At 44.1% G+C, this 16,010-nt stretch carries 7 protein-coding genes and 1 pseudogene; all 8 read left to right on the top strand.

Translation table 11 applies throughout. The annotated features are described in order from the left end of the window. Nucleotides 1–19: 19 nt before the first annotated feature. The 8 genes and pseudogenes from L6H65_RS01890 (at nt 20) to L6H65_RS01855 (ending at nt 16,007) form a co-directional block, all read left to right on the top strand. Nucleotides 20–2,086 (top strand): DUF5693 family protein, encoded by a 2,067-nt coding sequence (locus L6H65_RS01890; RefSeq protein WP_371877624.1) that lies wholly within the window; start codon nt 20–22, stop codon nt 2,084–2,086. Next, nucleotides 2,032–2,870, top strand: a pseudogene (locus tag L6H65_RS01885) (polysaccharide pyruvyl transferase family protein). The gene L6H65_RS01890 and the pseudogene L6H65_RS01885 overlap by 55 nt, the downstream one beginning before the upstream one ends. Before the next feature lie 18 nt (nt 2,871–2,888). Continuing rightward, nucleotides 2,889–3,662, top strand: coding sequence for a WecB/TagA/CpsF family glycosyltransferase (locus tag L6H65_RS01880; RefSeq protein ID WP_236338623.1), 774 nt, complete (start codon nt 2,889–2,891; stop codon nt 3,660–3,662). Nucleotides 3,663–3,766: 104 nt separating this feature from the next. After that, nucleotides 3,767–4,900 carry a glycosyltransferase family 4 protein gene (locus tag L6H65_RS01875; RefSeq protein WP_236338621.1) on the top strand — a complete coding sequence of 378 codons (1,134 nt, stop codon included), beginning with the start codon at nt 3,767–3,769 and terminating at the stop codon, nt 4,898–4,900. Between the two features lie 211 nt (nt 4,901–5,111). Then, nucleotides 5,112–9,254: an S-layer homology domain-containing protein gene (locus L6H65_RS01870; protein WP_236338619.1), complete on the top strand. Its 4,143-nt coding sequence runs from the start codon at nt 5,112–5,114 to the stop codon at nt 9,252–9,254. A 490-nt stretch (nt 9,255–9,744) separates the two neighbouring features. Then, a complete protein-coding gene (locus L6H65_RS01865; RefSeq protein WP_236338618.1) occupies nt 9,745–12,639 on the top strand; it encodes an S-layer homology domain-containing protein in 2,895 nt (964 codons plus the stop codon). A gap of 185 nt (nt 12,640–12,824) precedes the next feature. Beyond that, nucleotides 12,825–15,359, top strand: a complete 2,535-nt coding sequence (locus L6H65_RS01860; RefSeq protein ID WP_236338617.1) for a hypothetical protein — start codon at nt 12,825–12,827, stop codon at nt 15,357–15,359. Between the two features lie 135 nt (nt 15,360–15,494). Then, complete coding sequence (locus L6H65_RS01855) at nt 15,495–16,007, top strand: hypothetical protein (protein ID WP_236338616.1); 513 nt, start codon at nt 15,495–15,497, stop codon at nt 16,005–16,007. Nucleotides 16,008–16,010 lie beyond the last annotated feature (3 nt).

Below are 16,010 nucleotides of genomic sequence, written 5' to 3'. Positions count from 1 at the left end.
TCGGAAAGCGCAAACGTTCATGTTGATTTTGACCCTGATTGGCATTATTGCCGCAATTCCGCTCGGGATTTCCCGTTGGGGAATGGAGCAGTCGGCCAATAAGGTGGAATTTGTGTATGATTATCGGGATCTCGTTCAAATTGCTTCTTATCAGGCGCGCCCGCAGGAATTTATTCAGGAGCAATTAGGCAAAATGAAGGAAGCGGGCATTCAATCGATGGCCGTATTCGAAAGCTCGCTTGACGAGCTTAGCTGGGCTGGCCGATTGTCAGTATACAATTCAGCTGCTTTGAACGGGATTAATGGCAAGCTGGCGCCGGTTAACGAGAATTTTACTTACGTTATTTTTGCCGGCAGCCGTGAAGAATCCGAGCTGCGTCCGCTTATTGAATCGACTTATGAGAAGTGGGGAATTGCAGTTCGTCCATTTACGGCCGATAATGGATCCGGACTTGTGCTGGAAACACCGTACGAGGATGCTAAATTAAAGCTTATGAGTCCTGATCCGATTGCGCTGCAGATGATTCGTGACGCAGATCTTGGCATTCTGCCGCGTCTGTCGGACCGTGTTCCTTATGATGTGGAGTCTGTTGATCGGCTAATAGCCGACTACAAGGAGCTAGGCGTGAAGCGGATTCTGTTCGACGGGAATGCGGTGAAGGGCTTTGCTGACAATGAAGAGAAGAAGAGCTTATACACCTTTGCCGATATACTTAATAAGCATGGCATCGGCGTAGCTGCAATTGAAAACTCGAAGCCGCAAAAGGGTATGGGTACACTTGGCTATCTGCTCGATTACAATGTGGCCAGAATTTATTCGCTTTCGGACATTGATGCTGCAGGCATGAAGGCGAATGAGATTGCCGATCGATTCCAGCTTGCGGTCAAGGACCGCAATATCCGGATGTTCTATCTGAACGGAGCGCCGATGAGCGATTCCGCGAAATCGTCCATTACGTACTCGCTGGACAATATTTATGAGGCGCTGAACGGCAAGGATGGCGCTATTGCAAAAATTGAGAAATGGGGCTTTTCTGCGGGAACGGCGGAAGCGTTCGATTCCAGTACGGAGCTGACGGCTTGGCAGAAGGCGCTGAAAGGGCTTGTCGCGCTTGGCGCTATTGCTCTTATCGTATTGCTTGTCGCTGCTTTTGTATCTGGCGTGAACATTCCAGTCTTTGTGATTGGTCTTATCGGCAGTGCAGGACTCAATGTGTTGTCGCCGTCGATTCTGGAGCAGGGTCTGGCGCTTGGAGCGGCTATCAGCGCGCCGACGCTCGCCTTAATCTGGGCGATTAATCGGGTGAGAGCCCATACGGTGGGCAACCGCAGAGCAGTTGGCGCAAATGTCGAGACAGCGGCAAATGTGGGAGGACGCTGGATATTCCCAGGCCTCTCCGCCGGACGACGCTTCAAGATGGCGATCGCCTTGTTCGCGGCTACGTCCATTATTTCTCTGGCAGGCGTGCCGTTTGTATTCGGTTTATTGAACAGCATCAAATATTCGCTTGTGCTTGATCAATTTAGGGGTGTAGGCTTGCTGCATATGGCGCCGATTGGTCTGACCGCGCTCTATGTATTCCTGTACACGGGCGATTCGGTGCTGGGCAATTTGCGCAAGCTGCTCATGATGCCGATTACGGTGCTGTGGGTTGTTGGCGGGCTGATACTTGGCGCAGCAGGCATGTATTATTTGTCCCGCACGGGCAACGAGGGTCAGGTTACAGGCGTAGAGATGATTATCCGAAATCTGCTGGAGACGACCATCGGGGTGCGTCCTCGGTTCAAGGAATTTATGCTCTCGCATCCGCTCTTCTTGTTCGGACTTTTCCTTGCGCTTCGCTATCGCGCAGCGTGGGTATTGTTTATTGTAGCTGCTATCGGCCAGCTCTCAATCGTTGATACATTCGCGCATATTCATACACCGCTTGCGATCTCGCTTATTCGTGTCTCGCTCGGTCTTGCCATCGGCGCGCTGTTCGGACTTGTATTGATTGCGGTTTGGCAGGTTGGGGAAGGAGTTTGGCGGCGATGGGGAGCACCACGGCTGGAAGGGATCAAACAGCAATTCAAAGCCGGCGCGTAGTTATTTCCGGCTATTACGGGTATCGCAATAGCGGCGATGAAGCCGTATTGAAATCGATTTTATTCGCTCTTCAGGAGGAAGGCGCGCGGCAGGGGATTGCCATTGTGCCCGTCGTCCTGTCGATTGATCCGGCATGGACGAGCCAGATGTATGGCGTGGAGTCCGTGCATCGGATGCGCCTTGGCGAGGTTATTCGGGCGATTCGCGGGAGCGACGGTTTGATCAGCGGCGGCGGCAGCCTGCTGCAGGATGCGACAGGCGTCAAGACGATCCCGTATTATACGGGCGTTATGCGGCGCGCGCGGCCGCTGCGCTGGGCGCGCTGGCCCGCAGCCGGGCGGTGCGGCTGCGGTTCCTCCCGTTCCACACCCCATCAGACGCAGAGGCGTCTCGATGGGTGATGGAACGGCTCGGCGATCTCGGCGCGAGTAAAGCCGAGATCGCCGAGCCCGGCGACGACCCCCAGCAAATGCTGCTGGAGGTCAGCCGCTGCGACGCGCTATTCGGCATGCGGCTGCATGCGCTCATATACGCGGCCAACCAATCGGTGCCGATGCTGGGGCTCTCGTATGATCCCAAAATCGATCAGTTCCTGAATCGATTGGGTCTCACGCCTGTCGGCACCACCGAATCGCTTGATCCGGCCGTATTCGCGGCGGAAGCGCTCAAGCTTCTAGACGATGGAGAAGCGTGGCGGCAAGCTCACCACGCTGCGATCGACAAATTAAAGCAAGAAGCTCGCAGGCCTGCGCAACAAATCGCAGCGCTTCTGCGTCAATCATAATAGAGGTGACAACGAGCAATGAGTCAGTCTGCAATTGCAAGCGTGCCGACGGTTTCTATATATGGTATTCAGTTTTCCAAATTAAATATGCAGGACACCGTTCAATATTTGACACAGCGGGTTGAACAAGGCATCACTACGCAGGTCATTACCGGCAATCCGATCATGGTGATGACGGGGCTGGAGAATCCGGATTTTCACCGCGTCATGTGCGGAGCCGATCTTGTTGTGCCGGATGGGACAGGCGTTGTGTGGGCGGCATCCCATATTGGCGAACCCGTTACGGAGCGTGTGGCCGGCTTTGACATGATGCACAAGCTGCTGGAGGTCGGCCAATCGCGGAGATGGCGTGTTTTTCTGCTCGGCAGCTCTCAGGAAGTGATTGAACGAACGGCGAATAAGCTGCAAGAGCAGTTTCCGGGCATAATAATTGCTGGTTACCGCAACGGCTTTTTCGGCCCGGACGATGATGCATCAATCATTCAGCAAATTCGCGAAAGCTCTCCGGACCTGTTGTTTGTTGCTCGCGGGGTTGATACGCAGGAGCCTTGGATCGCACAGCACAAGGAGCAGCTAAGTGTTCCTGTCATGATGGGTGTAGGCGGCAGCTTTGATATCATTGCCGGAGTTCTGAAGCGAGCTCCGAGAATATTCCAGAAGCTGCGTTTGGAATGGCTGTACCGTCTATTGCAGCAGCCCTCCAGATTCAGAAGAATGTTTATTTTGCCGAAATTCGTAGTGAAAGTGATGCGAGATAAAGAAAACGTCCGAAAACATCGTCCAACCACCTGAAAACTTCGAGTATTTCGTGAAAATTGCTTGAAAATAAGAGTGGAGTTTCTTTTTCAAACGGGGTATAATTCATTCCGGCACTAGCAATTGAGAGGGAGATGAAGATGGCTGAAGGCTTTCTTTATGTAATCGGATTTATCATATCACTAACACTGGCACTTGTACTTACTCCGTTTGTCATTAAATTGGCATTCAAGATTGGTGCTATAGACAAGCCTAACCATAGGAAAGTTCACACGAGAATTATGCCGCGTTTGGGCGGATTAGGTATATATGCTGCTTTTGTCGGCGCATATTTCGCCATTAAACCCTTTATTCCAGATGGACTGCTCCGCAATTACGATACCAATCTGATCAATGCGCTGCTTACGGGCGGCAGCATTATTATTCTGATTGGCGTGTTGGACGACCGTTTCGAGCTGTCCGCAAAGGTTAAGCTCGTCGGTCAAATAATTGCGGCAAGCGTTGTAGTTCTTGGTTTCGACGTCAAGATCGACTTGCTCAACATTCCTTTCGGAGAGACGATGCAGCCAGTGGCGGCATGGCTAAGTATTCCTTTGACGATTCTGTGGATCGTCGGCGTTACCAATGCGATCAACCTGATCGATGGGTTGGATGGACTTGCAGCAGGCGTCTCCGCAATTGCCATCGGCACCATTCTGGTCATGGCAACTATAATGGGCTTTGTGCCTGTAATATTGCTGAGCGCATTGTTATTGGGAGGCGTAATCGGCTTCCTATGCTATAACTTTCATCCGGCAAAAATTTTCATGGGTGATACGGGGTCACTGTTCCTTGGATTCAGTCTGGCGACCCTGTCGATGATCGGCTTCAAGCAGGTGACGGTTGTTTCGTTCCTCGTTCCATTGCTCATAATCGGTGTTCCGCTGTCGGATACCTTCTTCGCGATTGTACGCCGCTGGGTGAACAAGAAGCCGATATTCGCGCCGGACAAGGGACATCTTCATCACTGCTTGCGGGAGCTTGGCTTCAGCCATCGCCGTACGGTGCTGATCATTTATGCGATCGCTGCATTCTTCGGTGTATGTGCGATCCTGCAGTCAACGATCGTACAATCCAGTGCGGCCAATTGGATCACCTTCGTTATTATTCTCGTTCTCATATTCGTCCTGCAGATCGGCGCAGAGCTTATTGGCATCGTCGATAAATCCCGCCGTCCGCTGCTGAATTTTATTCAGCGGGTACTTGTTCGGACGGAGCAATCGCGCTCTAAATAGACAATAAATCGAACGCCCTGTATTCCGAATGGAATCAGGGTGTTTTTTTGCTTTTTGCTATAAGAAAAATAAGAAACAGAAACTTATCGAACTAAACTAATGAGCCTACTGGGAACTCAAATCTGGAAAAAGCCTAAACTTTTGCCCATTCCGGGCCGATAATATCAGTACGAAAACAAACGAATGGATTAGAATTTGGAGGAGGCTTACCGTGAGAAAGAAAATTGCTTTTGTCGTACTGATGCTCTCGCTCGTCCTCCAGCTGTTGCCGCCAATTGGCGCAACGACAGCAGTTGCTGCAGCTGGAAACTTTATTTTCCCTGAAGAAAGCTATGACATTGCCGCTCCGCGTACAACATCCGATGAGCGTGTAACTTTGAAAGGAACAATTAACGGAGTTAATCCGCAATCGATTTCGTACAGCATTTACCAAATGGTAAATAATGAGGTTGGTGAAAAAAGAGAAAATTTAACGAATAACATAACGGCCAGTGGCTTTAATATCGAAGTGTTCAACCTTCAATTGTTCCCTGGACTTAATAAAATCACATTCACAGGCACGCAAGGTGGCAGTCAGGTCACCTCATCGATCTATATCAATTATCATAATGGACCGTTGTTTTACAATCTTGAGGCGCATCTTGACGGTGAACGGTTCCCGATGAAAGAAACAGGCGTTACGGTAGTTAATTCCGCGCCATCTCGTGGACGTAGTGCCGCTGACATCAGTATTCTGGGGAATGCCCCTAACGCAACACAGGTTACAATTGTAGTCAACGGAAATAGTCGTACCTTCCCGGTAAACAAGACATCGAATTATTCATTCGTTGCATCTCCTATCAATCTAAAAAAAGGGAAAAACTTGGTTACTTTAAAAGTATCCAACAATAATCAGGTCATCGAGACGACCAGAGAGATCGCTTTTTATAACGGAGAGGTTATCTTCTACGATGTGAATATAGTCGATAATTCAGTTTCTACAAATCAAGGTGCATTGGACTACAGCTCCGACTTTATGTCCACTTCAGAGACAGTTAAATTCACGGGTAAAGTAATCGTCCCTAACAAAAGATATAACGATGATGCCGATCCCGAGCTTGAGCCGCATCCTAATCCGGCGACAGATAAGCTGCCAATTGACTTCATTATAAAACAAGGGGCAACAACTCTTAGTACTGGAATGGAAGAAAGCTTGTTGCCTAGCCCAACGCCGCCAATAACGAATGACTTTTTTGAATATGAATTCGTAATTCCGGCTCAAGCCTTAACATTTAACAACAATTATACAATTGAGCTTAAGACAATAAACGAAGAGAAGAGCAATAGGACGCCGCCGGCGCCGGTTGATATAATAAAGGAAGGCGCTACTTACAATTTTAAAATTATGGATAAAGACGCACCGTATATCCATGAAATCAACTATTTGCCAGGTTACAAAACTGGTGATGCCCCCGCTGATTACGATGGCGTGGAAGGTATTCCGGTAGATGGCAAGAATCTGTACAGCCAACCTTTTGCTCTAGAAGTTCTAATTGGAAATCCTGGGACGAATACAACTATTGATATACCGAGTCTGGTAATCAAGGATGCTGCAGGCAGTTTGGCAGCTGCTGGGTCGTATAGCAAGGTGGAATTGCTGGGTGGCCTTGGAACTGCATCACGTGACATCAACGGTGAATCGATAGAATTCAAACGGGTTTTGATTGAATTAACCGCGCCGTTTGAAGGAACGCAGTCAATTGATTTTAAACTATTTCCATCTTCCTTGGGAGTCGTTGATAAAAGTGTGAAAATAACGATGCTCGTTGGAATATACGCTAATTATGATGCCGTTTACGACAATATGAAAATCGATATTGATACGACAGTCGGATCTCATATGGAGGATTTAATTGGTAATGGAACAAGTACTGGTACTTTGAAAAAATTCAAAGGAAGAATAGAGAATGTGAAAATTATAGATGATATCCGCTACGCACCTACTGGTACTGCGGGAGGAGCACAGACGATATTCTTCTATATTAATAATACGCCTATAAAATTAAAGGAAACATCCACAACAAAGAAAAACGAGTTCCAAATTGATGAAGATTCGACCAATCTTGAAAATGCTGCCAAGGCTTTAATGCCCGGAGAGAATATCATCAAATTGATGTATCAAGGTAGCAAAGCTTCTTATGTAAAAACAGTCAAACTATATCTTGTTCCAACAAACCTGCCGGTTATCCCAGTAGAAGGATCAGCAGGAGTGTTCCCGTATAATGCTGACAATGTAAACCCTTTACCGAATGATCCGGATTTTCCGCTTGTCGGAAGCATATACACGACCAAGAAATCTGAGATGAAGGTTTTTGGTACATTCGATTTCATCGATTTAGGCGATTCTGAACCGGCGGATACCCCAACAACGATCACGCAAAGTGCAGCGGTAGTTCAGGCAAAACTAACTAGTTTAGCTGGTAATCGGGAGAAGTACATCCTGAGGATTGAAGGCACAAACCTGACAACCCCAATAGAATGGGATTTGAAACATGAGCTGCAAGTGTATGACAGCAGCAAGCCTACAGTAGCTGCAATTGCTGTAAATAGATTAGTTGACATTGGTGCTGACGGTCCTGTTCCGGGCATTACCGTGAGCTATGATCTAGCTACACAATCCTTCTCATTCACGTTGAACAAACAGACTTTGAATGATAACGGAAGCCCTAGCGTGTACAACTTCTATGTATACAATAGCGGTTTAGTAGGACCTCGGGCCAGCTACCGTTTGGAAGTAGATCCAATTGCTTTGCCGTATGATTTGGTGAGACCGCTGCTTCCTAAGAAAGCTATCGTTAATAAAAACTTCGTCGAAGTTATTATTAACGCACCAAGTGCAGATACTGTTGTCGTCAATAAAGTTAATGCAGAAAAGATTAAATTCGATGCTGACAATGACAATGTTATCGATTACCAGCATGCTTTCCGTGCCGTTGTAGAAGGATTGAAGGCTGGAGACAACAAAATTACGTTCACAATTAAGAACAAAAATGAAACGACCAGTGATTCGTTTGTTATTAAATATTCCCCGACCAATATTCCAGGGGCACAATTCTTGCAGGAGATGAAGAATTCGAGTAAAGTGTTCGACGGTGCGCTTAGCTTAACGTTCCCGAAAGGAACGACGCTCATTCGCAGAGACTTTAACCTGCCTGAGGAATACAAGAACCAGGTCTTTACAGGTCACAAGCTGCTCTTCGCGATAGCGAACCCGGAGGATGGAGTTGTGGATCGGCATGAATTCGAGACGCTGCCAATTAACTTTGACCGCATTCTTCAGAATTTTGGATATCGTTTCAAAAACTCATATCCGACTCGCTTTACCAAAGCAAGCCCTGTATATTGGGTTGATGCAGGTATGGCGGACGATCTGCAAACCAGCGGCGTGTACGATCCGCAAACATCAGGTGTAGATCCATATCAATTCCCTAACGCTACCGGTACTTTTGGAACTAAATTGCCGACCTATGATGAGCGTCCGGATAGCAGAGAACTGATCTTATCCAAAGAAGGAAAAATGACACTGACCTTCGATCCGAGCATGCGTGAAGGAATCGGCACAATTATCACAACGTATCGTTATGATGTAAAGAACAAGTATTGGGAGAATGTCGGCGGTGTCGTCGATGCCAAGAAAAATACGATTACTGTTCCATTTAATCAATTCGGTTATTATGTTGTAGGCAAGATGGTCAATTCCTTCTCCGACGTTACCAGCCATCCATATGCACGTAATTACATGGAGGCTATATATGCGAAAGGCATTATGAATTCGGCAGGCACAGATGAGTTTGGAGCTAATATATTCATCTCTCGCGGTGAATTTGCCCGTATGCTGGTTAAAGCGCTTGAGCTTCCGCTTAACTACGAGCTGAGCAAGCCGCACTTTGATGATGTTTCTCCAACCATTAACCCGGATGCGCTATGGGATTATCGCTATGTTGAGACTGCTGCGCGTCAAGGTATCATCAGAGGCACGCAGCCGCGTACATTTGAACCAACGAATAACCTGACAAGAGCAGAAGCTGCAGTCATATTATCCAGAGGCTTGGAACTAAAGCTTGATACAGATGCTACGAAAATTGATAAAGCACTGCAAAAACAGTTTAAAGACTATGGTGATATTAATTTCTATGCAAGAGCTGCAGTGTCCGCTATAGCCAAGAAAGGCTATATTCAGGGAGCCCCAGTAGATGTAAGTGATCCGAAGAAAGGTTATGTGTTTGAGGCGCAAGCTAATCTGCTTCGTTCAGATGCAGCAATCATTATCGGAAAAATGCTGGCTGACTTGAAGAAGCTGCCTAAATTGAACTAGTATTTCTGCAGATTGGACTGTCTGAGATTACTCGGGCAGTCTTTATCTTTATTTCCCCCACTTGGAAGATGTTTTACAATGACGTTTAGCGGGTATTGAAGCTATACTAACAAAGTAGTAGACAAGCCGGAGCCAATTACAGCTTCAAAGCTAGCGGTTGGCATGTGTGAAAGTGACTTGAAAAAGTTTTTCGAAGTTTTTTCATTCCCAACGCAACTTTTTAAATCCTGCTGCGTTTAATTACATGAGCGTCGCGCAGACAAGAAAATATCTTAATTCGGCCGCTGATTGGAACTTATTCTCAAAATACTCTTTACGGTAGATTTAGCCCATTGTATAATGTTATAGTGGCTTAGCGACTCTACCAAAATCTTCATCCATTCATCAGGTTACAAGTTTCTGCGACATGTTCCTACAAGGGACGTCAAAATGACCGCAGACATCATTTATAAGAAATGTGCTCAACTCTGGAAAGGGGGTGAATCGGCCAATGAGAAATACGAGCGATCCATATTTTAAACAAAACTCTCAAGAACCGAAGCATTTTAGAGGAGGAGAAAAAAAGGTTATGAAAAAAAGTTTATCCCTACTTGTAGCTATCGCTATGGTATTCAGCATGTTTGCTTCCGTAGCAGCTGCAGCAACACCGGAATTGACAACACAACAAAAGTTTGACGCATTGAAAGAAGCAGGTGTCTTCTCTGGCTATCCGCCAAATGGTGACGCTGGTCTGAACAAAGAAATGACTCGTGCAGAGTTCGCTAAAATTGTTGCTATTATTGCTGGTTATGAAGATAATGCAGCAGGTGCAGCACAATACACCGACATTCCTAAAAACTACTGGGCATCACCATTTATTGGTGCTGTAACAGCTGAAGGAATCATGAACGGTCTTGGCGCTGGCAAATTTGGCCCAACTGGTAAAGTAACAGTTGAGCAAGTTGCTAAAGTTGTAGTTGAGCTTGCTGGTCTTGAGCCAGAAGAAGGCGCAACTGTAGGTGGAACTTCCGCTTGGGCAACTGGTTATGTTGCTGCAGCAATCAAAGCTGGATTTATTCCAGAGCAAGCTAGCTACAAAGGTAACGCACTTCGTTCGTTGCTCGTAAATGTTGCTTACGATTTTAGTGGCGATGCAGCAGGCGTTACTGTTAAATCCGCTACTGTAATCGACGACAAAAACATCGAAGTTACTTTCTCCGACAACGAAGTTGTTAAGAAAGCTCTTGACACTGCTCTCGTAGCTGGTCAAGCAACGAAAGTATCCGTTGAATACAAAGGCAAAACTTACGAAGTAGAAGTAACGCTTGGAGCAGTTGCAATTTCCAAAGCGGTACAAACTAATGCTCGTGAGATCACTGTATCTTTCAACCGTGCTCTGACTGCAACTGAAATTGCTGCTCTGACGTACGAAGTTAAATTCGATCTTATTACTTACGATGTTACTGCTAAGTGGTCTGAAGATAAGAAAGCAGTTGTATTGTCTTCTAACTTCCTGCCTGCTAACGAGTACACTGTAACTGTTAAAGGTTTCGATGCTGTTAAAGTCAAAGTTGAAGACGGAAAAGCAACGAAGCTTGAAATTACAGCTAACTCCCTGCAAAAAGCAGACAATCAAGACCTGGGTGTTAAACTGTTCAACCAGTTTGATAAAGAAATTGAAAACCCTACGCTCACAGTAACGGTATTCAACGCTACCCAAGGTAAATCAATTCCTAAAGACGAAAAAGGTAAGTATGACCTGAAAGAGGACGCAAATGCGAAGATTGACGACAACTTTGTTGTTACTGCTTCGTATGCTGCAACATTGAATGTTTCCAAAACTTTCAAAATCGTTGCAGGCAGTACTGCTACTTCCATCAAGCTTGGAACTGTAGCTCCATTGAAAGACAAAAAACACATTTCGATTAACGAAAGCGGCCTGATCCTTCCTTACGAAATGGCTGATCAATACGGTCAAAAAGTTCTTTTGACTGAAACTGACGGCACAGTAACAGTTGCTGGTAATGCTAACAATGTAAATGTAGGCGGAATTACATTCATGATGAGCGAAGCTGGCGTTATCGCTTCCTTCAAAGTAGATAGCAAAGGTGTTCTGACTTTCGCAACTACTGGTAAATCTCATGGCAATCTCTTTATCACTGCTATGAACACAACTACAGGTGCAAGTGGCAACACAACTATTACTGTTCAAGGCGATGCAGTTGTAAAAACATTGCAACTTTCCAGCCCTGGATTTATTATTGCAGCTCAAGAAGAGGTCAAAGTTCCTTTCACAGCTGTTGATTCCTTCGGAGCTCAAATCGCTGGTAAAGATGTTAAAGTCGGCAATGCAAAGAATAACATAACTTTCAATTCCAATGTTCCATTTGCAGCTGGATATCCGAAAATCAACGGTAAAGGCGAGCTTCTGTTCAAGTTCAATGGACACGGTAAAGCTCATATCTATGCATACCTCGTTGGTGACGGTGGAGCTTCAGGCGCTCAATTGGGAAGTCTGGAACTGGATGTTAGAGAAGCATCCAAAGCAGATAAAATCAATGGCGTTAAAGATGTTGGCAAATACTTCGCAGTAGGCGCTGACACTGATTTCGATCAAGACAACATCACTTACCTCGACAACTATGGTCGTACGAAAAATGTTGCAGCTGCTACTTATGGCGTTACTGTTGAAGGTAATGCAGTAACTGTTGCAAACGGAAAATTGACTGCAGTAGCTGTTGGTACTGCTAAAATCAAAATTTCTTTGAATGCAGTTGATAATGATCCAGAATTCGTTTACGACGTTGAAGTTGTTAAAGCTGATGACATCAAAACTTATGCAATCAAAACAATCGATACCATCTACGCTAACAAAGATCTGACAGCTAGCAGCTCTCACGCTAAAACTGTTGAGTTGGTTGGTAAACTGTCCAGTGGCGACGAAGTTAAAATCGTTCAAGCAAATGCGTTTGCTCGCGTAACAACTTCTGACAGCACTAAGATCGATGTATCCGGCAATAAAATCTTTGGTCTTGATGAAGGCGAAGCTACAATCTCTGCTATTAAAGCAGACGGTTCGAAACTTGCTGATCAAGTAGTGAAAACGTCTAAAGCAGCTCCAGTTGCTAAAACTGTAGAATTCAAAAAAGGTGAATATGAAGTGACTAGACCAGCTGGTCTGACATTCACTGTTAACAGCGGCGATGACTACAAAGTAACTGTTAAAGACCAATACGGTGTTGAAATCAATGTTGATGGATTCTTGTACTCCAGCGATGTTAAAGTTGCTGCTGTGAATAACAAATCCATTACCACTGGCGGTGCTGATCAAGTATCAGGTCAAGCTACATTGACTTACATGACAAGCAATAGTGTTACGGCTACTACAATCGTTGTAGTTAACTAATCCATTATTGGAAAACAGACAGGAGATATCTCCTGTCTGTTTTTTTTGTTTTTTTTAATTGTTGTATAGACACTAAAGTTTAAAAGCTTCTATATGGAAATTATATAAAAATTCAATTAAGACGAAACAAACTTGACCAAACAAGCGTCTAATAGTGTATAAAGAAAGAACCAGGAGGAATGAATGTGAAACAAAAATGGATCAAATATGGGGTCATAACATTAACAGCATCATCCTTGTTATTGCAGGGAGGAATTCTTTCTTCATTGCCGATCTCTGCAGCAGCCAGTAAAACTACAAAAGCAACATTATCAAGTTCAATTGTCAAACTAAATGGTTCAAGCTATCTAAATATCCGTGATGCTCACTTTCTAATGCAGGAGAAAGGAAAGGTGCTCGCGTTTTCGGTGGCAATCACCAATAATGGTTCCAATCAATTAGATTTATTGGACTATTGGCTACGTGTTAAGACAAAGTCAGGAAAGTCTTTTAAATCGACAGTCCTTGAAGCCGATAAAGCAAAGACAACTGTAGCTGCGAAGTCGACACAATATATTACATATTACGCAGTCGTAGATAATGCCACTAAAATAAGTGATCTAGCCTTTGAAGTTGTGAAATGGGATTTTTCTGCTGCCAACTATGAGCGTAGATTAGGTCTCATCAAATATCCCGCGAATACCACAGATGTTACTCCTGCATTCAAAGATACTGTCATGCTTATCAACAATGGTAAGCTTAGAGGGGCAATTAAACAGACCTCTATTACAAAGGATGCGAATAGTGCTTATTTGACCATTAACTTTTTGATGGAAAATGTGGGATTACAAACAACAGATTTGACGAAACTGAACTTTTTCTTGCAAACGGAGAGTTTATCAGTTTATAACGCTACTGTATCTGGTTTAGAACAAACTACGATTCAACCCAAAGAGCGTAAAATCGTAACGCTTCATGCGACAATACCTATTTCTGTTGCAGGTAAAACGTTGTCATTTATAACAGCTCAAAATGATGAGACCTCAAAAGTACAATTGCCTTCGGGTGTATTTGCCTTGCCTGCAACGAAGGTATCTACAGCCGTTCCAATTGGACAAACACGAATGGTCTATATGAGTGGTATGCCAATAGATACGAAAACAGGACAAGTGTTTTTAACACAGGGCTCAGACAAAAATCAGATAGCGCTTGACTACAAGATGACCAATATCGGTACTACAGCTATTGTTAATCCGAATCTTGACTATTATATTCTTACCTCAACAGGAACAAGTTATCCTCTTACCTACACTAAAGAAGAAAACGGATCCCTGTTGCCGAATATTGAGAAAACTGTATCATTAACTGGTGAAATTCCTACGTCTATAAAACCCGATACAGCTCAATTGCTAGTAAAAACTACAGCATCAGAAAAAGAAAAATCTTATATTATTGGTACTTATAATATTCAAACTACTTCACAAGAAGGTGGCTTGGGCAGCTCATTTAAACACAATGATTATCGTGTGAAGCTGAATTCTATCGAACGTTCACCTATGGAAGAAAATGATGTGCTTGTTGCCAATATAACGATTACAAATAATAGTGATATATCTAAGAAGGTACCGGCAATGGGTGGTTATTTTATGATTAATGGTGTGAAAGTAGGTACGGAGCAACAAGCGACAGCACTAGATGATTCAATTACAATTGCTCCTGGTGCTTCATATGATATGGTCGTTTATTCTCCAATTCCATATACGACTATTATTGATAAAATAACATTTGTAAGTACAGAACCTGTACAAGATAAACCCGGAAAAATGCTCTATCAATTCTCGGGACAACAGCTCACCACTTTGCCGCTTAAAAGTACAGATGCACCCTATGAAATTACGATAATCGGAAAAAAAGCTTCTATAAAAATATTAAGATCAGCAATATTTGAAGGCAAAGTTAAAAACAATTATTACGTTGAATTTGAAGCTGTCAATAATGAAAATAGATCAGCACTTATTGCAAGCTTAGGTGGTTATATTAAAGATAATATTGGAAATGTTGTTCCTTTGAAGTTTGCCGAGGTGAAAGAAAAAGTTTCACCAAACGGTAAAATACTCATTTCTGCATGGGCCCAAATTGGTAAAAGTTTTGATTCAACTAATTATAGCCTCACATTTGGGCAAACCATTGGCACAACAAAAGCTGATGGAGGAACAGGGAATGGAAGTGATAATGCAAATGCAGGTAATGATAAAACTGCTGTTATAATCAAACCAGTTAGTTATGCCTTGAAAGGTGATGCTAATACCGGAACGAAAACTGATTTCAAAGATATTGAATTTGCTGGATATAAACTCAATTTATCCAAAATTTTCACAACTTTAAATGTTCAAGGTTTATATACTGTAGATGGTATTAAAATGACACTGAATTATAATCTTAATAAAAACGCAGAATATGATTATGTTGCTGGCGAGCACAAGTTACTGTTTGAATTCATTAATAATGATACTGCAAAAACAACGTATTCAAAGCAGTATGGAATAACTGCAGCATCTGAAAATGAAGATACTCTGAAAGAAACCAATGACAGCACATTAACATTTACGATTAGCGATCCTGAGATTCAAAATAAAGTTCAAAAATATGATGATTATACACTTAATGTTTATGATGTTTTTCAGAATACGAAGCTCTTGATAGCAACCAAGACTTTAAAATGGAATACAACATCCGAGTAAGTAATTGAGTCTGTACCCATTCCCTGTCCAACAAGATGCAACCTTGTCGGGCAGGGTTCTTTATTTCCATGGTAGAACAAAACTCATAAATCTAGTATCCTAGAAAGAACGATTGCAATGAGAGGAGAGAATGTATTGAATCGGAAAGTTAAATTATTGGTTACTGCTGTAGTTGTCGGAGCAGGAATTATAGTAGGCACGCAATGGCCAACAAGTGCGGAAGGGGAGTCGACTGCTGTGTCTCCGGGCAGTGTAGATGATCCAGTGGTAACTAAAAGCTATGTAGATAGCAAGATTGCAGCGATAAGTGGCAGTGGAGGAAGTACAGACACTCCGAGCAAAGATACGGATACAGAGTCTGCTGTTGTTAAAATTATTAATATAGCTCCAGGTCAAATGCTGATCACTAAGGATGGAGCAGAAGCTGTTGTTAGAGCTGGCAAGGCTGTCGCCTACAGTCCCGACTCTAACGGAATTGCCGATGTAACGGACGGAACGGATATTAAGAGCGGCAGTCGAGTCGCTAATAATCATCTGATTCTTTTCCCGCGTGGCGGTCGGGGGCTGATGCCGGAGCCTGGACAGAAGAATGGTTTGACGGTTATGGTGACAGGCGGCCATGAAATTAAAGACCAGCCTAAGCAATAGTGT

The sequence above is a fragment of the Paenibacillus plantiphilus genome, assembly GCF_927798095.1.
GTDB classification, from domain to species: domain Bacteria; phylum Bacillota; class Bacilli; order Paenibacillales; family Paenibacillaceae; genus Paenibacillus_Z; species Paenibacillus_Z plantiphilus.
The sequence above is the reverse complement of the archived record's forward strand: the minus strand, read 5'-3'. Positions and strand labels throughout refer to the sequence as shown.